Annotated in this window: 21 protein-coding genes; 7 read left to right on the forward strand and 14 right to left on the reverse strand. The window is 63.6% G+C overall.

What is annotated here, in order from left to right:
• Positions 1-2: 2 nt before the first annotated feature.
• Together AC097P_RS04855 and purB are read right to left on the reverse strand one after the other, a co-directional pair.
• A complete protein-coding gene (locus tag AC097P_RS04855) occupies positions 3-563 on the reverse strand; it encodes a YaeQ family protein (RefSeq protein WP_479609223.1) in 561 nt (186 codons plus the stop codon).
• Positions 564-642: 79 nt separating this feature from the next.
• Positions 643-2022, reverse strand: a complete 1380-nt coding sequence (gene purB / locus AC097P_RS04860) for an adenylosuccinate lyase (protein WP_479609224.1) — start codon at positions 2020-2022, stop codon at positions 643-645.
• Positions 2023-2119: 97 nt separating this feature from the next.
• On the opposite strand from purB, the gene AC097P_RS04865 reads away from it, so the two are divergent.
• Complete coding sequence (locus AC097P_RS04865; protein ID WP_479609225.1) at positions 2120-2734, forward strand: glutathione S-transferase C-terminal domain-containing protein; 615 nt, start codon at positions 2120-2122, stop codon at positions 2732-2734.
• 169 nt (positions 2735-2903) lie between these two features.
• Positions 2904-3143, forward strand: coding sequence for a hypothetical protein (locus AC097P_RS04870; RefSeq protein WP_479609226.1), 240 nt, complete (start codon positions 2904-2906; stop codon positions 3141-3143).
• 49 nt (positions 3144-3192) lie between these two features.
• Here AC097P_RS04870 and AC097P_RS04875 read toward each other — a convergent pair whose 3' ends face one another.
• From AC097P_RS04875 to AC097P_RS04915, 9 genes are all read right to left on the reverse strand, one after another.
• Positions 3193-3633 (reverse strand): nuclear transport factor 2 family protein, encoded by a 441-nt coding sequence (locus AC097P_RS04875; RefSeq protein ID WP_479609227.1) that lies wholly within the window; start codon positions 3631-3633, stop codon positions 3193-3195.
• Entirely contained in the window at positions 3630-4421 is a 792-nt protein-coding gene (locus tag AC097P_RS04880; RefSeq protein ID WP_479609228.1) for an SDR family NAD(P)-dependent oxidoreductase, read from the reverse strand. The genes AC097P_RS04875 and AC097P_RS04880 overlap by 4 nt, the downstream gene beginning before the upstream one ends.
• Before the next feature lie 83 nt (positions 4422-4504).
• A complete protein-coding gene (locus AC097P_RS04885; RefSeq protein ID WP_479609229.1) occupies positions 4505-5041 on the reverse strand; it encodes a DUF3833 domain-containing protein in 537 nt (178 codons plus the stop codon).
• Positions 5038-6324: an MFS transporter gene (locus AC097P_RS04890; RefSeq protein ID WP_479609230.1), complete on the reverse strand. Its 1287-nt coding sequence runs from the start codon at positions 6322-6324 to the stop codon at positions 5038-5040. Before AC097P_RS04890 ends, AC097P_RS04885 begins: the two co-directional genes overlap by 4 nt.
• On the reverse strand, positions 6321-6905 hold the full coding sequence (locus tag AC097P_RS04895; protein WP_479609231.1) for a chalcone isomerase family protein: 585 nt from the start codon (positions 6903-6905) through the stop codon (positions 6321-6323). Before AC097P_RS04895 ends, AC097P_RS04890 begins: the two co-directional genes overlap by 4 nt.
• 8 nt (positions 6906-6913) lie before the next feature.
• Positions 6914-8152, reverse strand: coding sequence for a class I SAM-dependent methyltransferase (locus tag AC097P_RS04900; protein WP_479609232.1), 1239 nt, complete (start codon positions 8150-8152; stop codon positions 6914-6916).
• Between the two features lie 19 nt (positions 8153-8171).
• On the reverse strand, positions 8172-9002 hold the full coding sequence (locus tag AC097P_RS04905; RefSeq protein WP_479609233.1) for a DUF1365 domain-containing protein: 831 nt from the start codon (positions 9000-9002) through the stop codon (positions 8172-8174).
• Between the two features lie 10 nt (positions 9003-9012).
• A complete protein-coding gene (locus AC097P_RS04910; protein ID WP_479609234.1) occupies positions 9013-10305 on the reverse strand; it encodes an NAD(P)/FAD-dependent oxidoreductase in 1293 nt (430 codons plus the stop codon).
• Positions 10306-10449: 144 nt separating this feature from the next.
• Entirely contained in the window at positions 10450-11700 is a 1251-nt protein-coding gene (locus AC097P_RS04915) for an HD-GYP domain-containing protein (protein ID WP_479609235.1), read from the reverse strand.
• A gap of 71 nt (positions 11701-11771) precedes the next feature.
• Between AC097P_RS04915 and AC097P_RS04920 the strand changes: the two genes are divergently transcribed.
• Positions 11772-12269 carry an adenylyltransferase/cytidyltransferase family protein gene (locus AC097P_RS04920; RefSeq protein ID WP_479609236.1) on the forward strand — a complete coding sequence of 166 codons (498 nt, stop codon included), beginning with the start codon at positions 11772-11774 and terminating at the stop codon, positions 12267-12269.
• A gap of 7 nt (positions 12270-12276) precedes the next feature.
• On the opposite strand, the gene glnE is transcribed toward AC097P_RS04920, so the two are convergent.
• Positions 12277-15018 carry a bifunctional [glutamate--ammonia ligase]-adenylyl-L-tyrosine phosphorylase/[glutamate--ammonia-ligase] adenylyltransferase gene (glnE, locus tag AC097P_RS04925; RefSeq protein WP_479609237.1) on the reverse strand — a complete coding sequence of 914 codons (2742 nt, stop codon included), beginning with the start codon at positions 15016-15018 and terminating at the stop codon, positions 12277-12279.
• Between the two features lie 15 nt (positions 15019-15033).
• Between glnE and AC097P_RS04930 the strand changes: the two genes are divergently transcribed.
• On the forward strand, positions 15034-19227 hold the full coding sequence (locus AC097P_RS04930) for a YhdP family protein (protein ID WP_479609238.1): 4194 nt from the start codon (positions 15034-15036) through the stop codon (positions 19225-19227).
• A gap of 16 nt (positions 19228-19243) precedes the next feature.
• Positions 19244-20059, forward strand: a complete 816-nt coding sequence (locus tag AC097P_RS04935; protein WP_479609239.1) for a carbon-nitrogen hydrolase family protein — start codon at positions 19244-19246, stop codon at positions 20057-20059.
• Positions 20060-20121: 62 nt separating this feature from the next.
• On the opposite strand, the gene AC097P_RS04940 is transcribed toward AC097P_RS04935, so the two are convergent.
• The gene (locus AC097P_RS04940) at positions 20122-20316 is read right to left on the reverse strand and encodes a hypothetical protein (RefSeq protein ID WP_479609240.1); all 195 of its coding nucleotides are present in this window, start codon (positions 20314-20316) and stop codon (positions 20122-20124) included.
• Here AC097P_RS04940 and mltA point away from each other — a divergent pair.
• A complete protein-coding gene (gene mltA / locus AC097P_RS04945) occupies positions 20249-21472 on the forward strand; it encodes a murein transglycosylase A (protein ID WP_479609241.1) in 1224 nt (407 codons plus the stop codon). The two genes, AC097P_RS04940 and mltA, sit on opposite strands and share 68 nt — an antisense overlap.
• A 63-nt stretch (positions 21473-21535) precedes the next feature.
• On the forward strand, positions 21536-22486 hold the full coding sequence (locus AC097P_RS04950) for a chemotaxis protein (RefSeq protein ID WP_479609242.1): 951 nt from the start codon (positions 21536-21538) through the stop codon (positions 22484-22486).
• 110 nt (positions 22487-22596) lie between these two features.
• On the opposite strand, the gene AC097P_RS04955 is transcribed toward AC097P_RS04950, so the two are convergent.
• A complete protein-coding gene (locus tag AC097P_RS04955) occupies positions 22597-23073 on the reverse strand; it encodes an Lrp/AsnC family transcriptional regulator (protein WP_479609243.1) in 477 nt (158 codons plus the stop codon).
• Positions 23074-23179 lie beyond the last annotated feature (106 nt).

Here is a 23179-nt window from a genome sequence, read left to right on the forward strand (position 1 = left end):
GGCTATTTCCACCGTATGGGTTCGATATCCACCGTGGTTTTGTCGTCGCCCAGCGTCAGCACACCTTCCTGTACTGTGGCCTGCAATTGCATGCTGCGCTGGGCCAGTTGGGCCAGGGCTTGTGACGCGAGCGTGGGCACGCGCCAGACCTGCAGCCTGTCCAGCCGAGTCAGCTTGGTCTCAATGCCCTTCCACCAGATCTCGGCGGAGTGGGCAAAGCAGTACAGCAGCACCGCGTCTGCCTTGTTGCAGGCCTTGCTGATGGGTTTGTCCTCGGGCTGGCCCACCTCGATCCACAGGCGTTTGTGGCCGGTGAAGTCGGTCAGCGACACGTCCGGATCTTCCACGTCGGACAGGCCCGCCCCAAAGGCGAGCACGCCGTCGCCGTTGCATTCGCTTTGCAGCTTGTAGGCGTTGAAGGCCAGAGCGGCCAGGCGGATCATCATGCGCTCGTCGGTCTCGCTGGGGTGGCGGGCCAGCGTCAGCGCGTGGTCGGCGTAGTAGCTGTGTTCAATGTCAGCGATCTGCACATTGGCTTTATAGATGGTGGACTTGAGTGCCATGATTGCTTGCTATCAAAAACAAAGCGCCTCACGCCCTTTTTACGGGGGCTGGAGGCGCTTTTGGTCTAATGGGTTGGTCTCAGACGCGCTTTGCCAGTTCGGCAGCCATGCCGGTGTAGCTGCCGGGCGTCATCGCCAATAGCCGCTCTTTTTCCGCTTCGGGAATCGCCAGCCCGGCGATAAAGCCTTGCATCAACTCGCGGGTCATTGCCGCACCGCGGGTGAATTTCTTCAGCTGTTCGTACGGCTGGGGCAGACCAAAGCGGCGCATCACGGTCTGGATGGGCTCGGCCAGCACTTCCCACGACGCGTCCAGGTCGGCGGCGATGGCCTCTTCGTTGATTTCCAGCTTGTTCAGCCCGGTCAGCAGCGACTGGTAGGCCAGCACGGCATAACCGATGGCCACGCCCATGTTGCGCAGCACGGTGGAGTCCGTCAGGTCGCGCTGCCAGCGGCTGATGGGCAGCTTTTCGCTGAGGTGCTTAAGCAGCGCATTGGCCAGGCCCAGATTGCCTTCGGCGTTCTCGAAGTCGATGGGGTTGACCTTATGTGGCATCGTGCTGGATCCCACTTCGCCGTCCTTGAGCTTTTGCTTGAAGTAGCCTAGGCTCACATAGCCCCAGACGTCGCGCGCCCAGTCGATCAGGATGGTGTCGGCCCGCGCAACCGCGTCAAACAACTCGGCCATGTAGTCGTGCGGCTCGATCTGGATGCTGTAGGGCTGGAAGGTCAGGCCCAGTCCCAGCGGCTCGGGGGTTTCGATAACGCTGCGGCTAAAGGCCTCCCAGTCGAAATCGGGCCAGGCCGACAGGTGGGCGTTGTAGTTGCCCACCGCGCCATTCATCTTGGCCATGATCTTGATGGCTGCGATCTTGTCGCGCGCGGCGGCCAGGCGTACGACGACGTTGGCAACCTCTTTGCCCACGGTGGTGGGGCTGGCGGTCTGGCCGTGGGTTCGGCTGAGCATGGGCACGTCGGCAAAGCCGTGGGCCATGGCGCGCAGCTTGGCGATCACGGCGTCCAGCGCGGGCAGCAGCACCAGGTCGCGTGCGCCCTTGAGCTGCAGCGCGTGGCTGGTGTTGTTGATGTCCTCACTGGTGCACGCAAAGTGCACGAATTCCTGCGCGGAGACCAGCTCGGGCCGCGCCTCGAACTTGGACTTGATCCAGTACTCCACCGCCTTGACGTCGTGGTTGGTGGTCTTCTCGATCGCCTTGATGGCCTCGCCGTCGGTTTCCGAGAAATTCTTGACCAGGCCCAGCAAGTAAGTGCGCGCTCCTGGGGTCAGCGGCTTGAATTCGCTAAAGCCCGCATCGCTGAGTTTGATGAACCAGGCCACCTCCACCTGCACCCGGCGGTGCATATAGCCCTGTTCGCTCATCAGCGGGCGCAGTTGGGCAAGCTTGGCGGCATAGCGGCCGTCTAGTGGTGAAAGTGCGGAAATGGAGGAAAAAGTCATGGGCGAATTGTAGGTTGTACGCCACCATCCACCCCTAACTGCCGCTCTGGCGACCCCCGATGGATAGAATGAACACTCCTGAAACTGTAGAACACGCATGAAATTACTCGGATCCACCTCTAGCCCTTATGTTCGCAAAGTGCGCGTAGTCATGGCCGAGAAGAAACTGGACTATGCGTTTGTGCCCGAGGACGTCTGGAGCGCTAGCACCACGATCGCCGAGTCCAACCCGCTGGGAAAGGTGCCCTGCCTGATCATGGAGGGGGCTGAAGCCCTGTTCGATTCTCGCGTCATCGTTGAGTACCTGGATACGCTGTCGCCGGTCGGCAAGCTGATCCCGCCGGTGGGCCGTGAGCGCGCCGAGATCAAGACTTGGGAAGCCCTGGCTGACGGCCTGATGGACGCCTCCATTTTGGCGCGGCTCGAAGCCACCTGGACCGGCCGCACCAAGGCCCAACGCAGCCAGGTCTGGATCGACCGCCAACTGGCCAAGGTCACCGCCACTGTCAAGGCCATGAGCCAAGGTCTGGGCGACAAGCCCTTTTGCGGCGGCATCCACTTCAGCCTGGCCGACATTGCTGTTGGCTGCGCACTCGGTTACCTCGATTTCCGCTTCCCGCAGATCGACTGGCGCACCGACTACCCCAACCTGGTCCGCCTGCACGACAAGCTGATGCAGCGCCCCAGCTTCGCCGACACCATTCCCGCCTGAGCAGCCATGTTCGTCGAGGCGAACAATTTCCCGCCGGGCCGCCCCAAGGGAAATTAGCCCCCTCGGGGGGCAGCGACCCGCGCAGCGGTGGAGCGTGGGGGCGAAATACACATCGCTTTACATTATTGGACTTCCCAAAGTCTGTGCGGAGGAATACAGTGGCCCTCCTATGGCGACCTTTAAGACCAAGACCCAGTACAAGTGCCACGAATGTGGTGCCACCAGTTACCAGCAGGTGATCGACCGCGGGCCCAGTGGTGCCATGCAGGCCACTGGCAAATACCGCTGTGGCGGCTGCCGCAACATATTTGCCTCCATCCGCTCCTGGTGGGAACCGCGCCGAACGCCAGAATTCCAGCCCAGTGCGTTTCAACCCAGCGCCTTCCAGCCCAGTTCTTTCGCAGGTTAGGCGTCGGTCCGCTTTTTGCGCATCGGTGTCGGCCCTTGCCTGAGCCGGCTCAGGTGTTGGCGCGTTTCTTCAGCCAGCGCATCAGGCTGCCCACCAACGGCAGTTTTTCGTACAACTCCTGCGCGGCATCCCAATAATCCCGGTGCAAGGTCACCAGGCCGGCCTCTGAAAACACCAGGTGGGACGTGCCGTGTATGGTCTGCGCGGTGCCACGGTCAAAGCGCTTGAAGCGGAAGTGAAAATCCCACAGCAAAAAGCACTGGTTGTCCTGTACCACCTGCCCGGTCACGACAAAGCGGGGCTCTTCCAGCGCGACAAACATGTGGCGGAAGATGGCGTCGATAGCCGCCAGCTCTTGCACGTCGTTGAACGGGTCCACAAAGCGGGCGTTGGCGTCATATAGCGTGGCCAGTTGCCCCACGCTGTCGGGTGTCAACGATTCAAAAAACGTAACGATGGCAGCTACAGCGGACGGGGCGGAGTCATTCATGGTGCGATCCGGCGAACCAGTTGAAAAAACAGCCGGTTGGGCAGAATCCGCAGCGCCTTCAGCCACAGCGTGAACCGCTTGGGGAAATGGATCTCAAACGCGCCACCTGCCCAGCCCTTGAGAATGGCCTGCGCCGCCTGCTCGGGCGTCAGCAGCGCCGGCATCGTGAAATCGTTGCTGGCGGTCAGTGGCGTCTGCACAAAACCGGGGTTGATGATGGACACGCCCAGGCCCTTGCTGTGCAGGTCCAGGTACAGCGTCTCGGCCAGGTTGATCAGAGCCGCCTTGGTCGGGCCATAGGCCAGGCTATTGGGCAGGCCGCGGTAGCCGGCCACGCTGCCCACTAGGCTGATGTGGCCGATACCGCGCGCCAGCAGCGCCGGCAGCACGGCGTCCAGCAGGTACAGGGCACCGATGTAGTTGACCGCGTTGTGGCGCAGCATGTCGTCCACGTCCAGCGCATCGGCGCGCATGGCGTTGTAGTGGCCGGCGCAATACACCACGCAATCCAGCGGGCCCTGGGCCAGCAGCTGGGCCGTCCGCGCTTGTACCGCCTGGCGTTGGGTCACGTCCAGTGCCAGCGCGCGGCTGCCGGGGTGGGCGTCGACAAAGGCGGCCAGTGCCTCGGCCTTGCGTGCCGACACCACGACACGCGCCCCCAGCCCGTGCAGCGCCGCCGCCGTGGCTTGGCCTATGCCGCTGGACGCGCCGACAATCCACACGGTCTTGCCAGCCCAGTCCCCCTGGGGCGGGTTCAGCGGCGGCAGGAATGTGTTCAGCAGGGACATGGTTGAAAATTGCTCTGAATTTGATAGCTGGTTACGCACGCTGCGCGAGGGCTGCAGCCTTGTTTGGCTTAAGAATGTGTGCCCTAGCGCTTGGTGAAGGACAAGGTGACCTCACCGAGGCGCACGCCGAATTTGGACATCGTGGCCTTGTTCAGCAGGACCTTGTCAGTCACCAAATACATCCAGTCATCGAACTGGACTTCATAGACACTTTTGTCGACCGGCAGGCTCATTGTGTAGGTCCAGTGGAAGGCATTGCCTTGGCTTTCGCCCACCGCTTCACCCACCACGTCATCGGCGCGGCCAACAAAGCGGCCGTTGTCGGTCTTCTTCAGCCGCCAGATGCGGGTCTGCTTGCTACCGTCGGAGTAGCTGAAGTCTTCGTTCAGCACGCCATCGTCGCCGGTCCAGCTGCACTGCATCAGCACCGTGAAGCGCTTGACGACAGCACCCGAGCGGTCGGTGAAGACGCCATAGGCGTCCAGCGTGCCGTTGAAGTACTGCTGCAGGTCCAGCATGGGTTGCTGGTTGGCGTAGTGGTCGATGGACTGGGAGGCGCAACCGCCCAACAGCAGTGCAGAACCAGCGCCGGCCAGGGCCAGCATCAAGCGTCTTTTCATAGGGGTTTTCTCCGAAGGATGAGGGTGTACAACAGTGTGGCTGCCAGAAGTTTGAGCGCGCAGGGCAGCAGGCAGTACGCCATGCTCAGCACCTGCAAGGCCTGCGGGTCGCGCGTGCCGGGCACGTAGCCCAGCGCGCCCAGCACCGGCAGGGCCACACCGGCGGCCAGTGCCAGGTTCAGCTTGGTCGCAAAGTTCCACCAGCCAAAGTAGGCGCCCTCCGCATGGCCGCGGTCGCCGTTGTCGGCAATCGTGCCGGCCAACAGCGCCGCGGGCAGCGCCAGATCCGTGCCCAGCGCCACGCCGGACAGCGCGCACACCACCAGAAAACCGGCAAAATCTCCCGCGCCCAGGCCTAGCGCAAACACAAACACGGCAATCGCCAGCAGCATGCCCACGCCCCAGGTGCGCGCCAAGCCGATGCGTCCCACCAATTGCAGCCACAGCGGAATCGCCAACGCAGCGCAGACGAAATAGCTGCCCAGAAACAGTGGCTCCCAACTGGGTGGTGCCTGCAGTCGGTCCTGCACGAAGAACAGCAGTAGCGTGGCTGGCAAGGCGCTGGCAATGCCGTTGACGACAAACACCGCCAACAGCGCCCGGAACGCGGGGCGTCTCAGCGGCAAGGCCATGCTGGGGCGGGCGGCTGGCGCGGCGGCGGAAGCTATGGGCGTTAATGCAGGCGCCACGGCCCGGCCCCAGGCCAACCAAGCCAGCACCAACGCTATAAAAAGAAGAGCGGTAGTGCTAGGTAATCCGAGGGCTACAGGGCTAACCGACGCTACGACTACCCCCACCAGGCCCAGCCCCTCGCGCCATGCAACGATGCGGCTGCGCTGCACCTCATCGCCACCCAGGCGCGCGCCCCACGACTGGTGCAGCACACTCAGCGCGCTGTAGGCGGCATAGGTCAGCGCCAACGCCGCTGCCGCCCAGGCCAGCAGCGGATGCAGCCCCCGTACCGGAGGAAAAAACAGCGCCGCAAAACCCAGGCCCAGTGCTACCGCGGCCACGGCACCCCAACGCAACACCGCCACCGGCGAGCGGGCAAACAGCCCATCACTCCAGCGCCCCAGCAGCGGATCAATGATGGCGTCGAACAATCGAGCGGCCAGCAGTAACACGCCCAATGTGGCCAGCGGCACGCCAAATTCGCGTGCATAGTGGTTGGGCAACAGCACGTACAGCGGCAGCGCAACGAAAGCCAGCGGCAGGCCCATCAAGCCATAGCGCCAGCCCTGGCGCCAGGTGAAGGCCATGCCGGGCACGTGGGCCGTGGTCATGGCGCAGCTTTGCCCAGCAGCGCCGTGCGCAGACGGGGTTCGCTGGTGGTCTCTGCCAGCCAGATGCCAAAGAACAGGCGGCTGAATTCAGGGTCGGCCACCGTGCCGCGCGCCCCACCGTTGAACCAGAAACGCGCACCCACGCCGGGTTGGTGCAGTCCCGTGATGCGGTCACCGGCCTTGACGTCTGGGAAGCTCTGCTCCATTGCTGCGAGCCAGCGCTGCTCCTGTGCGGGTGTCAACGTGGCGCCCCGGCGCATCTCCACCAACGATCGCTGTGCAATCGCGTTGCCCTCCAGGCTCCGCAGGTAAGTCAACTGCAAGCCAAACGCCGACTGCGCATAGCGGCTGGCGCTGAAGCCGGGTGCCACCCACAGGGCTGCGTCGTAGACATTGAAGGTAAAGACCCGCAGGCGCGCAGCGCCGACCCACACCGCGCCGGGCAACTCCGCTGCCAGCTCGGGTGGCGGGTTGGTTGCGGGTGGCGCGGGTTCCTGCGCAGCCACCGGGGCAGGCAGAGTAAGCGCCAGCGTGCCCAGGCTGCCGGCTGCGCTGGCGAGGATCGCGGTGCGGCGGTTCATTGGCATGTTCAGCCCCCAGGCTTGCGCAATGTGTACTGCACCACGTCGATGTTGTCTTCCAGAAACGCCGCTTCGCAATAGGCCAGGTAAAACTCCCAGATGTGGAGGAAACGGGTGTCAAAGCCGATCTTGAGCACCTGGGCGCGCTGCACCATGAAGGCCTCGCGCCAGCGGTTCAGCGTCTCGGCATAGTCGTGGCCAAACGCCAATTCCTCCACTACTTCCAGGCCTGCGACCTGGGCCTGGCGGCGGAATTCGCGTGGGCAGGGTAGGCAGCCTCCGGGGAAAATGTATTGTTGTATGAAGTCGGTAGAGCCCACATAACGATCGAACAGTGCGTCGTCTATGACGATGCTTTGGATACAGGCGTAGCCGCCGGGTTTGAGCAGACGGGACACGGTGTCGAAGTAGGTAGGCCAGTATTCGCGGCCCACGGCTTCGACCATTTCGATGGAGCAGATGGCGTCAAACGGCGCATCGGTGATGTCGCGGTAATCCTGCAGCCGCAAGTCCGCCTGCTGGGTCTTGCCGACACGGTGCAGGCGCTCCTTGGCGGAGCTGAGTTGCTCGCTGCTCAAGGTGACACCGGTGACGTGAGCGCCGTATTCCACAGTCCCCATCTCGGCCAGCGCGCCCCAGCCGCAGCCGATTTCCAGCACCCGGTCAACCGGCTTCACGCGGGCCTGGTCCAGCGCGCGGCGCACCTTGGCGTTTTGGGCCTGCGCCATGGACTGTGTGAAGTCGCCGTTGAACAGTGCACTGGAGTAGTTCATCGTCTCGTCCAGCCACATGCGGTAGAAGGTATTGCCCAGGTCGTAGTGGGCGTGGATGTTCTTCTGGCTGTTGCTCTTGGTGTTGCGGTTCAGCAGGTGCTTGACGCGGTACAGCAGGCGCCCGGCCCAGGTGCCGTAGATGACGCTTTCGACCTCGGCGCGGTTCTGCACCAGCACGCGCAGCAGGTCCACCAGGTTCGGTGTGCTCCAGTCGCCAGCGATGAAGGATTCGGCAAAGCCTATGTCACCCGACTTCAGCGCCGCCGCGCAGACTTTCCAGTTGTGCAGGTTCAGTGTGGCGTGGGGCGCATCGTCACCCTTGCCAAAGCGCTGCATGCTGCCATCGGGAAACTGCAGCGTCAGCGTGCCATGGCGCAGATTTTGCAGCAGGCGCAACACGGTGCGGGCCGCCGGCGGTGTGCCCCTGGGGATGGTGGATGTGCTGGATGCTGTTGCGCTGTGGATGCTGTTCATGGTGGGACTCGGTCAGGGGTCAGCGGGTAGTAAAAGTGGTCGGTGGCAGCGGCTTGCCAAAGAACGGGGTTTTTTTGCACAGCAGCTTGAAGGCTTGCCAGTGGATGCGCAGCACCACGCCCACGGTCATCGCGGGGTAGCACCACAGCGCGCGGCGCACGGTTTGGCGGTTCAGCGGCTCCAACTTGCCGCTGACGCTGGTCTCTATCAACGGGCCGCTGGCGTCGTCAAAGTCGATGCGGGCCACGGTCTGGCTGCGGTCCGCCGTGAACATGAAACGGAAGCGGTAACCGCCCTCCACGGGCGCAAACGGCGACACGTGGAAAACCTTGGCCGCACGCAGTTCCACACCGAACTGCGGCTTGTCCAGCAGGTAGCAGTGGCGCTCGCCAAAAGTGTTGTTCACCTCCACGACGATGGCGCGCAGTCGGCCGTCCTTGCGGTGGCAATACCAGAAGCTGACGGGTTTGAACGTGTGGCCCAGCACGCGCGGGTAGCAGTGCAGCCAGACCTCACCATCGGCCGGGTCGGGGTGGGCGCCGCTGCGCGTACTGCCAATGCCCTCTGCCTCCAGCAGGGCATCCAGCCAGGCCAGCGCACCGCCTTGCTCCGGGCCACGGCCATCACCATGGTCGGCGTCATAAAAACTCAGAGGGGCAAAGCGGTTGCGGGCCAGCGCGCTGTCGTTGCTGTTGCCGTTGGTCTGCAGGCTGCGCATCGGCAGCATCAGGAAGTAGTTTCCGTAAACAAAGGCATTTCGCACCGGCGCCAGGCGTGTGTGGCGCACCTGCCCAAAGCCGATCTGGGGTATCGCCAGGGGCATTGCGGGGGCTGGTGCGGATGCGGGCATGGTGGGTGCGCTACAGCGTAAGGTTCAACGCGGCGTGCAGATGGTCTGCCACGGCCAGACCCGATTTCAGGCCGTCTTCATGGAAACCGTAGCCGGTCCAGGCGCCGCAGAAATAGGTGTTGTGCTGGCCCTGCAGCGCAGGTACTTGGCCCTGGGCGCGGATTGCGACCACATCGAACACCGGGTGGGCATAGTCAAAGCTGGCGTGCACGTGGGCGGGGTCTATCTCCGCAACTGGGTTCAGCGACACCACGACCGGCTGCGTGAACGGCACCGGCTGCAACATATTGATCAGGTAGTGCAGGCACACCTGTGCTGTATCGCGGCCGTTGGTTGCCGCGCGTTGGTAATTCCACGCCGCCCAGGCCCGGCGGGAGCGTGGCAGCACCGAGGCATCGGTGTGCAGCACCGCGCGGTTGGCTTGGTAGCGTATGGCGCCCAGCGTCTGCTGCTCGGCGGGGCTGGGGTCAGCCAGCAGCGCCAGTGACTGGTCCGAATGGCAGGCCAGCACGACCTTGTCAAAGCGCTCGGACTGGCCGTTGGCGTGGATGCTGACACCCTCTGCGTCGCGCGTGATGCGGTGCACCGGCGTGTTGAGGCGTTTGTCCGGGATCTGCGCCACGATCTTTTCGACGTATTGCCGCGCGCCGCCGGCCACGGTCCACCACTGCGGGCGGTTGCTGACCTGGATCAGGCCGTGGTTGTGGCAGAAGCGGATCATCGTGGCGACCGGGAACTGCAGCATCTGGTCGGTAGGGCAGCTCCAGATGCAGCCCAGCATCGGCAAAAAGTACCAGTCGCGGAATTCATCGGATAGGCGGTGCTGTTCCAGAAAGCCGGCCAGTGGCTGCATCAGCTCGGTCTCGGCATTGCGCAGCGCTATGTCGGTGCACAGTGTGTTGAAGCGCAGCACGTCGCGCAGCATGCGCAAAAAGCGCGGGCTGACGAGGTTGCGGCGCTGGGCAAACACGGTGTTCAGCGACGAGCCGCTCCACTCCAGTGGCGCTTGACCGTTCGCGCCGGGCACCTGCACCGAGAAAGACATGTCGGAGCGGGCTGTAGGCACCTGCAGGTCGGCAAACAGCTGGATCAGGCGCGGATACGTGCGTTCGTTAAACACCAGAAATCCCGTATCCACACCGAATGTGGTGGCACCGGTGGGTCCATCCAACGTCAGGTCGACAGTGTTTGTGTGTCCGCCAAAGTAGCTGCCGGCCTCAAACAGGCTGATTTCAGCCTGTCCGCGCAGCGCATGGGCTACACCCAAGGCTGAAATGCCGGAGCCGACGATGGCGATTTTCATGGATAAACCTAAATTTGAACTGATTGGTAATTTTATGACTGTATAGTAACTTATCGGCCAAAGAAGTTTTATCCACTTTCAAAGTAGGGATAAATACTAAATCAGGGATGAACGCCGCGGTGCAGGCGAGGCACCAAGAAACCGCTACCAGGGGCGGTCGGATGCGGGGGCTGCGGTCAGTGGGAGCAGGCGCTCCAAGTTGATCTGGACCTTGACATCGCGGTGCGCCACGCTGGCCACGATGCGGTAATCGCGCGTGCTGGTCTCACGTATCGTGGGCTCCAGCGTCGGCATGCCGCTACGGTTGACCAGCACGGCCACCCGCGGCGTGCTGGTGTTCTGGCCGCGCTTGATGACCACGGCCACCTCGTCGGTTGCCAGCCGAACAAAAGAGCCGGGCTGGTAGATGCCCACAGCCTTGATCAGTGCGGCGCCAGCGTCGTCGACCTGGCGGTTTTCGTCGAAGTAGCAGGCCTGCATGGCTGCGGCCGGCGAAACCGGCACCCGACCGGTTCGCGGTGCCAGCCGGGCGGCGAACATGTCGGCCCGCTGAATCAGCCGGGCCAACTGTTGCCCTGGTGCCCGCGATGGCAAGGGGCCCGGGACCTTGGTGTGGTGGTCGCGCACGGCATCCAGCCAGAGCGCATCGACCACGCCCATCTCTGTCAACATCTCGACCGATTTCTGGGCATGGACCTCAATCGCCCTGCGCTGCACCGGCGACGGCGCCTCCGATTGCCGGGTCAACTGGTCCTGCAACCCGGTCATGCTCAGGTTCATCGTCAGACACGCTTTGGACAGGGAGTCTTGCTGCTCTGGGGACCACTTCAACACCTCGCGCGCCGCCAGGCCGCACATGACAACGACCAGCATGGCGTGAGTGGCGCTGTACATACGGACCTCGGTGGCCGAGAGCTGCATCAGCGCAAACAGCGTGCCGTCCGGGTTATCGCGCGAGTGGCGGTTGAGCTGGTTGTTCAGCCGCTCCAGCTTTTCCATGAAGTGGGCCGTATGCGTGTCGCGCAGCAAGGCACTGGCCTGCACTTGCAGATCCAGCCAGTCCGGACGCTCATTTTCTTGCGCATGGCGGTTGTCCAACAGGTCGCCGGTGATCTTGGCGTCGGCAATCTCGCCCAGCGATTTGCCGGTGCGTACCAGGCTGTGCAGGCGCCCCACATAGGCCCGGTGGTGGGCCTCGGAGTCGGCGACGTCGATGTACAGGCCACCGCCACGTTGCGCAATTTCTGCCAGATCTTCCTTGGAGTCGATGACGAAGGAACGCTTGGCCAGCAAAACCCCGTTCCTGTCCATTAAAGGAAACGGCAGGGGTTGGTTGATGCGTATGGATTCAACGCTGACGGGAACAAGGTGCATGGGTACCAGGGAATTATGCATGCCTGATCGGCATAAGTGGCCTACTTCTTAAGCGCCCACCCCGCCTGCATGGCGCCTGATAACATGGCGCTATGCACGCCCCTGACACTGCCCCGGCCTTTCTGGCCAAGATCTGTTCGCGCGAAGACGTAGCCCAGCAACTGGCCCGTTTGCCCAAACCCTGGGTCTTCACCAATGGCGTGTTTGACGTTATTCACCGCGGCCATGTTGTCTACCTGGCACAGGCCCGTGCGCTGGGCGGCAGCCTGATCGTGGCGTTGAATACCGACGCCTCGGTGCGCCGGCTGGGCAAGGGTGATGACCGGCCGCTGAATGCCGAGGCGGACCGTGCCATCGTCATGGCCAGCCAGCAGGCGGTCAGCCTGGTAACCTGGTTTGACGAAGACACGCCAGTGGCGCTGGTTGGTGAGATCCGCCCCGACATCTTGGTCAAGGGCGGCGACTACGACATGGCCACGCTGCCCGAAACAGCGTTGGTGGAGTCCTGGGGCGGCCATGCGCTGGCCCTGCCCTTTGTAGCCGGCTATTCCACGACGGCGCTGGTCAAGAGAATCCGGTCGGCACGCTGAACCGCGCCTACCCCAGCCCGGCCACAGCGCCGGCACCGAATACGGCCGCCCACAGGGCCAAGCCGGCTGCGCGCTCACTTTTCACCTGGGATTGTTCCACCTGCGTGGGCTCTTCGTTGAGCCGGGCACGGTGCTGTATCTGTCGCAACGTGCGGTAGGCCTTTGCCGCGCCCGCACCCACACCGGGCGGCAACAGGCTGCAGGCCTCGGCCCGTAGCAACAGCGCGATATTGCCGACATTGGCCAGCAACTCCGGATGCCTGCAACCCTGCGACAGCACCAAAAACTGCACGGCGAACTCCACATCCACCATACCGCCCGGGCTGTGCTTGATGTCAAACTGATCACCCCGCACCGGGTGGCTCGCGCGCACCTTGGCGCGCATGCTGCCGATCTCGCCGCGCAGGCCCAAGCTGTCGCGCTGCGCACCAATTACCGCCTCACGCACCGAATCAAAGCCGGCTTGGAGCGCGGCATCGCCCAGCACGCAGCGCGCGCGGGTCATGGCCTGGTGCTCCCAGGTCCATGCGGTATTGCTGCCGCGTTGCTGTTGGTAGTTGGCATAGGCGGTAAAGCTCGTGACCAGCAGGCCCGAGTTGCCGTTGGGACGCAACGCAGTGTCGATCTCGTACAGGTCGCCCTCGCCCGTCTTCACGGTCAGCCAGTTGATCAGCTTGCGCACCAGCGCGCCATAGACCTCGCCAGCGCGTTCGTCCGCGTCGTCGTAGACGAACACAATGTCCAGGTCGCTGCCGTAACCCAACTCCTTGCCGCCAAGTTTGCCGTAGGCAATAATCCCGAATCGACAGTCGGCCTGGTGTCTGTTCTTCAGGCGGTCCCAGCACCAGCGGGTGGTGACGCGCAGCACGGCGTCGGCCAATGCGCTCAGGTCATCGGCCACTTCCTCCACGCCCAGACGGCCTTCGACGTCGCGGGCCAGGATGCGAAACACCTCGGCGTGGTGCGCGCGACGCAGCAGGTTGAGCAGGGTCTCGTCGTCGTCCTCACCCGTACCTTGCAAGGATGCGCGCCGCCGGTCCAGCTCCGCCTCAAATCCTTGTGGGTCAAAACGCTCTTCAAACATCGCGTTGCCAGCCAGTTCGTCGATAACGCCGGGATGCTTGAGCAGGTAGCGCGCCGGCCAGCGTGCCGCGCCCAGCATGTGCAGCAGGCGTTCATGCACATTGGGGCGCTCCAGCAGCAGGGCAAGATAACTTTCCCGGCGCAGCAGGGGTTCCATCCAGTCGGCCAGACGCACGGCGGCCTCTTCGGGCACCTTGCCTTCGGCCACCCATTGCGCCGTGCGCAACACCAGACGGGACAGGCGGACACGTGATTCCTCGCGCAGGGCAAGCACCCGAGGGTGTTCGCGCCAATGCGCAATGCGCGTCTTGAATTGCCCGCTGAGCTCGGCCAGCAGTTCATCGAAATCGCCACCACCGGTCGGGGCCGTTGCACCCCCGCAGCCGCGGCACTCTTTGTTGGCACCACCCAACAGCGCATCAAACTCCTGCGCGACCACCTCGCGGTGGTTATTGAGTTCATGTAAAAACGCGCAGCTGTTGGCAAAACCCAGCGTCTGCGCAATCCACTCCAGATCGGCATCGTTGGTGGGCAGGATATGGGTCTGCTGATCGTCCAGGTACTGGATGCGGTGTTCGACCTGGCGCAAAAAGGTATACGCACGGCCCAAGGCATCGGCAGCGGCTTGTGGCATCAGGCCTGCCGTTACCAGCCGTTGCAAGGCGCTCAGCGTCGGGCGGGTACGCAACTCGGGGAACTGGCCGCCACGCACCACCTGCAGCAACTGCACCGTGAATTCGATCTCGCGAATGCCGCCGCGCGACAGTTTGACGTCGTTGCTGCGTTCGGGCTTGCCGGCGCTGCGTTTGGTGGCGTGGTCACGGATATGGCGGTGCAGCACGCGCAAGGCGTCAAACACGTTGTAGTCCAGGTAGCGCCTAAATACAAAGGGCGACACCACCGCCCGCAGGCCCTGGGCGCAACTGGAGCGAACAGCCTGGCTGGGTGCCACGACCCGGCTCTTGAGCCATGCAAAGCGCTCCCACTCGCGCCCCTGCACATGGAAGTATTCCTCCAGCGCCCCGAGCGACACCACCGGTGGCCCCGAGTTGCCATTGGGGCGCAACGCCAGGTCGACGCGAAATACGAAGCCGTGCTCGGTTGTATCGCCCACCAGCGCGAAGATGGCGCGCACCATCTTGCCAAAGTACTCCTGGTTGGAAATACGGCCGCGGCCGTCCGCATTGCCAGCGGTCTCGCCATCCTGGTCATAGATGTAGATCAGGTCGATGTCGCTGGACACGTTGAGTTCGCGCGCACCCAGCTTGCCCATGCCGACGATGCACAGATCAGCCCGCGTGCCCTGCGCGGATAGCGGCGCACCGTGCATGGCGTCCAGCGTCTGGGTGCTGGCGCGGTAGGCGGTGTCCAGTGCAAATTCGGCCAGCGTCGTCATCACCGTAGTCACCGTGGCCAGGTCGGTCTCGCCGTTGCAATCCAGAAAAATCAGTCGCTCCAGTACCAGCTGGCGCACGGTGCGCAATGCTGTGCCCGTGTCCGCGCCGGCGGATTGCAGCCCGTCAAACAGTGCCTGCATCGTCTGCAGCGCGGGTGCACCGTCTGGCAATTGAGCCATTTGCGCGGCGTAGCGGCGGCGTATCCGTTGGGTAAAGCGGGAACCCTCTGCCCGATCGGATAGTCCATTGCGGGTCATAATTCCTGACATGGTGCTCCGACTGCGATGACTGAATTGAAGACACAATCCTCACCCGTCCTCAGGGTCGGTGCCTTCGTGGTGCGCGCAGCGTTTTGGGTGGTGGTTTCAGCGTGGGTGGCGTTGCTCATGGTCTGGGGTGCGCTGCATTTTGTGATTGTGCCGCGAATTGCGGAATTTCGCCCAACGCTGGAGCAACAGGCCTCTCGCATATTGGGGGTTACGGTGCGCATCGGTGGCATCGTGGCGCGCTCCAATGGATTGATCCCGTCACTGGAGCTGGACGATGTACGGCTGCTCGACAGCCAGGGCCGCGAGGCCCTTAAATTGCCGTCCGTATTGGCCGCGCTGTCCGCCCGTTCCCTGCTGGCTTTGAGTTTCGAGCAGCTGACGGTGGACAGCCCTGAATTGGATGTACGCCGCTCCAGCGATGGCCGTATCTGGGTGGCAGGCCTGCCCTTGCCCAAAGGCGACGGGGCCGACAGTGGCGGTGCGGACTGGGTGCTCTCCCAGCCCGAGCTGGTCATTCGCCATGGCAAAGTGAGCTGGACCGACGAAATGCGCAACGTACCCACGTTGGCCCTGACCGATGTGAATTGGGTGCTGCGCAACCAGCACCGCACCCACGCCATGCGCCTGGACGCCACACCGCCAGCCCATTGGGGCGAGCGGCTGAGCCTGATGGGCGTCTTCAAACAACCGCTGCTCACCCGCCGCGCCAGCGACTGGCAGGACTGGCAGGGCCAGGTCTACGCCCATTTCACGCAGGTGGATGTGGGCCAGCTGCGCCTGTATGCCAACCTGGGGGTGGACTTGGAGCAGGGTAAGGGTTCGCTGCGCGCCTGGGTCGACGTGGCGCGTGGCACGGTAACCGGCGCTACGGCGGACCTTGCGCTGGATGGCGTCAAGGTCACCCTGGGTCCCAAGCTGGACGCATTGGCCCTGCGCGGCATTACTGGTCGGCTGGGCGCCAAGGCCCTTGAGGGCGGCGTTGAGTTTTCGACCCAGGCCCTGCAATTCCAGACCGACGACGGCCTGCGCTGGCCCGGTGGCAATGTACGCGTGGCGCTTTTCGCCGGCGACAAAAACAAGCCACCGCGCGGCGAACTGGTCGCCGACCGGCTCGATCTGGCGGCCATGGCACAGATTGCCGATAGCCTGCCACTGAACGAGGCCTTGCGCAGGCAGATGGCGCAGTTGGCGCCCAAGGGCCTGGTTGAACAGGTGCTGGCCAGTTGGCAGGGACCCATTGGCGAACCCACCCGTTTTTCCGCAAAGGGTCGCGTCGTGCAGTTGGAGATCGCGTCCCTGTCCGGCGACACCGGTACGCGACCGGGTTTCTCGGGCGCGGACATTGATTTCGACCTCAACCAAGGCGGTGGCCGCGCTACGCTGGAGATCAAAAATGGCGCCCTCGACCTGCCGGGTGTGTTCGACCAGCCGGTGCTAGCTTTCAATGCGCTGGACGGCGAGGTGCAGTGGAAGCTGGACGCCGGCAACATCAGCCTGTCTATCCCGACGCTGCGCTTCAGCAATGCAGATGCACAGGGGGAACTGCAGCTCAAATGGCAAACAGCACCGACGGCAGCCACCACTGGCACCGCTGCACATGCTGCCAGCGCAGCGCAAGGTACGGCGCACGGCGCGGGCCGGTTCCCTGGCATCCTGGATTTGCAGGGCAACCTGAGCCGTGCCGATGGCACCAAGGTCCACCGCTACTTGCCACTGGGCATCCACCAGCCGGTGCGGGACTATGTACGCGAAGCCGTCACCAGCGGCACGGCCTCCAACGTCAAGTTCAAGGTCAAGGGCAATTTGCACGACTTCCCGTTCACGGCGGCAAAGCAGGGCGATTTCCGCATCTCCGCCGACATCCACAAAGCCACGTTTGCCTATGTGCCATCCTTTCTGCTGCCCAAGGACACGCCGCAGTGGCCGGCGCTGACCGACCTGTCGGGCGAACTCGTCATCGACCGAGCCGTGCTGCAGGTCAAGGGCGCCAGCAGCGGTGTGCAGGGTGTGCCAGGCCTGCACATCAGCAAGGCGGATGCGGTCGTGGACAGCCTGTACCAGGGCGCCACGGTATCGGTCACCGCCGAGGCCCAGGGTCCTCTGGGCGATGTGCTTAGCTTCGTCAACGCGTCGCCGCTGAATACGCTGATGGGCAAGGCGCTGGAGCGCGCCACGGCCAGCGGCCCGTCCGATTTCAAGTTCAAACTGGCGTTTCCGATTGCCGCGGTGGACAAGGCCACGGTACGTGGCGCCATTACGCTGGGCGGCAACGAGTTGCAGGTCACACCCGAGACGCCGCGCCTGTCGCGCGCGCGCGGCGTCATCAATTTTTCGGAGACCGGCTTCTCACTGACCGGCGCTCAGGCCAAGGCACTGGGCGGCGATGTGCGCTTAGAGGGCGGCATCAACAGCTCCAGTACGGCGCCGGGAAAAGTCCAGGGCCCCCAGCTGCTGCGCCTGCAGGGCACGGCCTCGTCCGACGGCCTTCGGCAGGCGCGTGAACTGGGCATTGCAGCCCGGCTGGCGCCGTACGCCAATGGCACGGCGGCTTATACCGCCACGCTGGGCATACGCGGTGGCATCCCCGAGCTGCAGATCAACAGCAATCTGGTCGGCATGGCCTTGACGCTGCCCGCACCATTCGCCAAAACGGCAGACGCCGCGCTGCCGCTGCGCGTCGAGACCTCGGCCGTGCGGGCGTCGCTAGTGGCGGGCAGTGACGGTGCTGTGCATGCCCAAGACCAGTTGCAGGTCGATGTTGGCAAGCTGGTCAACGTGGTCTTCGTGCGCGACGTGTCCGGGCCCGACGCCCGTGTGCTGCGCGGCTCGGTGGCCGTGGGGCTGGCATCCGATGAATCGGCGCCATTGCCCGCTGAAGGCGTGGCGGCCAACATCAACCTGGCCACGGTCGATGTCGACGCCTGGTCCGAGATTCTGTCGCGTGCTGCGGGTGCAGACTTGTCGGCCACCGCGGTCGCCAGCGCCACGGTCGGCACGACGGCCACCACCAGTAATAGTGTCCCGGCCAGCATGGGCTATTTGCCCAACAGCCTGGCCGTGCGCGCCCGCGAGCTCACCGTGGGTGGGCGCAAGCTCAACAATGTGGTGATCGGTGGCGGGCGCGACGGCCTAATGTGGCGTGCCAACATGGACGCTTCCGAGATCAATGGCTATGTGGAATACCGACAATCGTCCGGGTCCAACGCGGGTCGCCTGTATGCCCGGCTGTCCCGGCTGGCGGTGGCGCAGAGCACAGCGCAAGAGGTGGAGAACGCGCTGGACGAGCAACCCGCCAGTATTCCGGCGCTGGACATCGTGGTTGAAGATTTCGAACTGCGTGGCAAGAAGCTGGGCCGGGTCGAAATCGACGCGGTCAATGTCGGCGCCGGCGCGTCTGCGGTGGCGCGGGACCTGCCCCGCGAATGGCGGCTGAACCGTTTCAACATCAGCACGCCGGAGGCCACGCTGACCGCCTCGGGCAACTGGACCAATGTCAGTGCCCAGCCTGGGCCGGCGGCAGCCCGCAGCATCAAGGAGCGCAGGCGCACCGCGTTGAACTTCAAACTGGACATCAGCGACTCTGGCAGGCTGTTGACCCGCTTTGGCATGAAGGACGTCGTGAACAGGGGCAAGGGTCTTATCGAAGGCCAGGTCGCCTGGCTGGGCTCACCCATCACACTGGACTACCCCAGCCTGGGTGGCAATTTCAACATCAATGTAGAAAGCGGCCAGTTCCTCAAAACCGACCCCGGCATTGCCAAGCTGTTGGGCGTGCTGAGCCTGCAGTCGTTGCCGCGCCGCCTGACGCTGGATTTCCGCGATGTATTCAGCGACGGGTTTGCGTTCGACTCCTTCGGCGGCGATGTCAGCATCGTCCAGGGCATAGCGCACACCAACAACCTGAAGATGAAGGGCGTCAACGCCGTTGTGTTCATCGAGGGCAAGGCCGACATTGCCAAGGAAACCCAAAACCTCAAGGTCGTGGTGGTGCCCGAGATCAATGCCGGCAGCGCCTCCCTGGCCTATGCCGCGATCAACCCGGTCATTGGCCTGAGTACCTTTCTGGCCCAGCTGATCCTGCGCAAACCATTGATCGAGGCCGCGACCTTTGAGCTCCTTGTGGACGGCACCTGGCTTGACCCTCGCGTCACCAAGGTCGACCATAAAAACACCCCGTCGCCGGCCGCCAGTGCGCCGGCTGCTCCCTGATGTCTGGAGTCCCCGTATGAAGTTAGCCGCCATCCAGATGGTGTCCACCGGCGTGTTGGCCGAGAATCTGCAACAGGCCGGTGCCCTCTTGGAGCAGGCCGCACGTGAAGGCGCAGAGCTGGCCGTGCTGCCCGAATATTTTTGCCTGATCGGCCACCACGACAGTGACAAGCTGGCGATACAGGAGGCCTTTGGCACCGGCCCCATCCAGCGGTTTCTGGCCGACACGGCGCGCACGCTGGGCCTGTGGATAGTTGGCGGCACACTGCCGCTGTCAGCGTCCAGCCCCGAGCGGGTTTACAACAGCGCGTTGGTCTTCAACCCCCTGGGTGAGTGTGCGGCGCGCTACGACAAGATACACCTCTTTCGCTTCGACAACGGCGTCGAGTCGTATGACGAATCACGTGTGCTGGACCAGGGGGCGCAGCCGACCCGCTTTGCGCTGCCATCCAAAGACGGCCACCTGTGGCAGGTGGGTCTGAGCGTCTGCTACGACCTGCGCTTTGCCGAGCTGTACCGGGGCTATGCCCGCGATGGTGTGGACCTGCTCTTGGTGCCCAGCGCCTTCACCCACACCACCGGCCAGGCGCACTGGGAGGTGCTGCTGCGCGCCCGCGCCATCGAGAACCTGGCCTATGTGGGCGCTGCCGCCCAGGGCGGCGAACACCCCAACGGCCGGCGCACCTGGGGCCAGTCCATGCTGGTGGACCCGTGGGGCGAGATTTTGGCGCAGCGGGCGCATGGCCCAGGTGTGGTGTGTGCCGAGTTGAGCCCGCACACACTGCAGCAGCGCCGCGCCCAGCTACCGGCGTTGCAGCACCGGCTGCTGTAATGCTTCAACAGGCTCTGAAGATGCTATGAAAAACATAGCTGCTTACGCACAGCCCACGAGGGCTAGCGGTCAATTTTGCTTGGGGTCTTGGCGGCTGAAGGCTGCTGGGCCTGGTCTCCAGCGCCCGACTGTTGCGCGGGGTCGTCGCGGGTGTCGGCCGGCAGTTCGCCCCCCTTGCGCCCCGAAAACATGGTCCACCAGATGATCCCAACGAACAACAACCCTGCGCCCAGGGCTTCCAACAATAGCAATGTCATGGTGATGGTGCAGCGACTTTTAACCGCCGGGTGGTTGGCCGCTATTGTAGGAACTCTGGTCGCCTGCGGCAGCGTGCCGCTGTATGGGCCACCGCCGGCCGCTACGCGCACAGAGCCCACGCGCAGCCCGGTGCCGGCGGAGACAGCGCCCGGCACGCTGAACCAGCCCAAGGGCCGCTGGGTGCCGGTGCCGTGGACCGACCTGCCCGGCTTTGCCGACGACAACTTGTTTGAGGCCTGGAACGCCTGGCTCAAGAGCTGTGAGCGCCCCGGCGGAGCGTTTGGCCCGCTGTGCCCCGAGATCCGCCGCCTCAGCATTGGCAGCGCCGACGAGCAACGCGCTTGGATGCAAAACCGATTGCAGCCCATGCGCGTGGAAACGCAGCAGGGCGAAGCCACCGGCTTGCTGACCGCCTACTATGAACCCGTACTGGAGGCCAGCCGCCTGCCCAACGCCACTTTCTCGGTACCGCTGTACCAGCCCCCCGCCAGCCTGGCGCAGCGCAAGCCTTGGTATACGCGCCAAGAGATTGACACGTTGCCCGAGGCCCAGGCCGCACTGCAGGGCAGGGCTATTGCCTACCTGGCCGACCCGGTGGACGCGCTGGTGCTGCAGATACAAGGCTCCGGCCGCATCCGCATCACGCAGCCCGACGGCAGCGAGCGCTGGGTGCGCCTGGCCTATGCCGGCACTAACGACCAGCCCTACCGCAGCGTGGGCCGCTGGCTGCTGGACCAAAACCTGATCCGCGATGCATCCTGGCCCGGCATCAAAGCCTGGCTGATGCAGAACCCGCAGCGCCAGCAAGAACTGCTGTGGAGCAACCCGCGCGTGGTCTTCTTTCGCGAAGAGGCTATTGCCGCACGTGATTCCAGCGAGGGGCCGCGCGGCGCCCAGGGCGTGGCATTGACCCCTGGGCGCTCCATCGCGGTAGACCCGACCAGTATTCCGTATGGCACACCACTGTGGCTGGCGTCTAGTGGCCCACAGACTACGCTGCAAAAGTTGGTGCTGGCGCAGGACACCGGCAGTGCCATCACCGGCGCGGTGCGGGCCGATTATTTTGTTGGCTGGGGCCCCGAGGCGGGCGAACTCGCGGGGCGCCTGCGCCAGCCTTTGCAGTTGTGGGTTTTGTGGCCCAAATCGGCCAGATAACGCTACTATGATGACGTGACCGTTTCTGCCCTCTAACCACCACCGAACACTGGGGAACACGCCATGAGCACCATGCGGGATATTGATGAGCGGACCAATCTGGCTTCCAACAGCATGTTCGAGTTGCTGCTGTTCCGTCTAGGTCAGGCCCCCGGCACGGAGCGCCGCGAGCTGTTCGGCATCAACGTGTTCAAGGTGCGCGAGATACTGGTCATGCCCGAGATCACGTCCATGGTCAACATGCCGCCCACTGTTATGGGCGTGGCCAATATCCGCGGCCAGATGATCACCGTCATCAACCTGCCCAAGGTGGTGGGCTGCAACCCCACCAAGGGCCTGGGCATCCTGCTGGTCACCGAATTTGCGCGCACCACACAAGCCTTTGCCGTGGAAGAGGTCAACGAGATCGTGCGCCTGGAGTGGAAGCATGTGCTGTCGGCCGAGAGCAGTGGCGGCGGCCTGGTAACCAGCATTGCGCGGCTGGATGGCAATGCCGAAAACACCCGCCTGGCGCAGGTGTTGGACGTGGAGCAGATCCTGCGCGACGTGATGCCCAACGAGCACAGTTCAGATGTTGACGGTTCCAAGGTTGGTGCCGTCAAGCTGCCGCCCGGCACCGTGTTGCTGGCCGCAGACGACTCCCCCGTAGCCCGCCTGATGATTGAGCAGGGCCTCAAAGCCATGGGCGTGCCCTACGTGATGACCAAGACCGGCAAGGAAGCCTGGGACATGCTGGAGACCATGACCGCCAATGCCCAGGCCGAGGGCAAGACCATACAGGACAAGGTTTCGGTGGTGCTGACGGACCTGGAGATGCCGGTCATGGACGGCTTTACGCTGACCCGCAATATCAAGCAGGATGGGCGCTTCAAGGGCATCCCGGTCATCATCCATTCCTCATTGACCGGCTCGGCCAACGAGGGCCATGTGAAGAGTGTGGGTGCCGACGCCTATATTGCCAAGTTTGCGGCTGAAGAGCTGGGCAACACCATACGCACGGTGCTGGCGCGGTAGACAGCACCAGGCTGCGCCACCGCGCGGGTGGATGGCCGCCGAAAATTGCTATCAATTACATAGCTGGTTACGCTATATCCACGAGGGCTGGCGGCCAAAATGCCATTCCATCAGGTCTTCAAATGGTCCAGCGGCAGCGCGCTGCTGGCTTTGACCTCGCCCAGCGAGAAGCTGGTGTGCAGGTCCTTCACATGGGGCAGGTTGATCAGGCTCTCGCGTGCAAAGCGGGAGAAGCTGTCCAGATCCTGGCAAATCACCTGCAGCTCAAACGTGCCCGAGCCACTGATGTAGTGGCAGCTGACGATCTGCGGCAGTTTCTGTATCGCTTCTTCCAACGCGCGGGTTGAGTCCCCGGTATTGCGCTCGGCGTCTAGCCGCACAAAGGCCAGCACACCCAGGCCCAATTTCTGACGGTCCAGCTCGGCGCGGTACCCCTTGATAAAGCCAGCTTCCTCCAGCGCCCGCACGCGGCGCCAGCACGGCGCGGTGGACAGTCCGACGCGGCCGGCGAGTTCAGTGTTGCTCAGCCGGCCGTCGTTTTGCAGCGCGCCGAGGATTGCAAGGTCAAATTTGTCCAGTTGTTCCATATATTGGCATTTTGCAGCAATATTCTTTCTCAAGCCGGGTTTGTTTGGGCACAGAACGCAAAGACATACCAGCCCAATGTGCCTACACTGATCGTCCAACAAGAGA

The organism is Rhodoferax sp. ZS1R8 (assembly GCF_056521325.1).

Bases quoted from the DNA above. Each gene is read 5' to 3' on its own strand.
- AC097P_RS04855 (WP_479609223.1), bottom strand. From the start codon at position 563: ATGGCACTCAAGTCCACCATCTATAAAGCCAATGTGCAGATCGCTGAC.
- purB (WP_479609224.1), bottom strand. From the start codon at position 2,022: ATGACTTTTTCCTCCATTTCCGCACTTTCACCACTAGACGGCCGCTAT.
- AC097P_RS04865 (WP_479609225.1), top strand. From the start codon at position 2,120: ATGAAATTACTCGGATCCACCTCTAGCCCTTATGTTCGCAAAGTGCGC.
- AC097P_RS04870 (WP_479609226.1), top strand. From the start codon at position 2,904: ATGGCGACCTTTAAGACCAAGACCCAGTACAAGTGCCACGAATGTGGT.
- AC097P_RS04875 (WP_479609227.1), bottom strand. From the start codon at position 3,633: ATGAATGACTCCGCCCCGTCCGCTGTAGCTGCCATCGTTACGTTTTTT.
- AC097P_RS04880 (WP_479609228.1), bottom strand. From the start codon at position 4,421: ATGTCCCTGCTGAACACATTCCTGCCGCCGCTGAACCCGCCCCAGGGG.
- AC097P_RS04885 (WP_479609229.1), bottom strand. From the start codon at position 5,041: ATGAAAAGACGCTTGATGCTGGCCCTGGCCGGCGCTGGTTCTGCACTG.
- AC097P_RS04890 (WP_479609230.1), bottom strand. From the start codon at position 6,324: ATGACCACGGCCCACGTGCCCGGCATGGCCTTCACCTGGCGCCAGGGC.
- AC097P_RS04895 (WP_479609231.1), bottom strand. From the start codon at position 6,905: ATGAACCGCCGCACCGCGATCCTCGCCAGCGCAGCCGGCAGCCTGGGC.
- AC097P_RS04900 (WP_479609232.1), bottom strand. From the start codon at position 8,152: ATGAACAGCATCCACAGCGCAACAGCATCCAGCACATCCACCATCCCC.
- AC097P_RS04905 (WP_479609233.1), bottom strand. From the start codon at position 9,002: ATGCCCGCATCCGCACCAGCCCCCGCAATGCCCCTGGCGATACCCCAG.
- AC097P_RS04910 (WP_479609234.1), bottom strand. From the start codon at position 10,305: ATGAAAATCGCCATCGTCGGCTCCGGCATTTCAGCCTTGGGTGTAGCC.
- AC097P_RS04915 (WP_479609235.1), bottom strand. From the start codon at position 11,700: ATGCATAATTCCCTGGTACCCATGCACCTTGTTCCCGTCAGCGTTGAA.
- AC097P_RS04920 (WP_479609236.1), top strand. From the start codon at position 11,772: ATGCACGCCCCTGACACTGCCCCGGCCTTTCTGGCCAAGATCTGTTCG.
- glnE (WP_479609237.1), bottom strand. From the start codon at position 15,018: ATGTCAGGAATTATGACCCGCAATGGACTATCCGATCGGGCAGAGGGT.
- AC097P_RS04930 (WP_479609238.1), top strand. From the start codon at position 15,034: ATGACTGAATTGAAGACACAATCCTCACCCGTCCTCAGGGTCGGTGCC.
- AC097P_RS04935 (WP_479609239.1), top strand. From the start codon at position 19,244: ATGAAGTTAGCCGCCATCCAGATGGTGTCCACCGGCGTGTTGGCCGAG.
- mltA (WP_479609241.1), top strand. From the start codon at position 20,249: ATGGTCCACCAGATGATCCCAACGAACAACAACCCTGCGCCCAGGGCT.
- AC097P_RS04940 (WP_479609240.1), bottom strand. From the start codon at position 20,316: ATGACATTGCTATTGTTGGAAGCCCTGGGCGCAGGGTTGTTGTTCGTT.
- AC097P_RS04950 (WP_479609242.1), top strand. From the start codon at position 21,536: ATGAGCACCATGCGGGATATTGATGAGCGGACCAATCTGGCTTCCAAC.
- AC097P_RS04955 (WP_479609243.1), bottom strand. From the start codon at position 23,073: ATGGAACAACTGGACAAATTTGACCTTGCAATCCTCGGCGCGCTGCAA.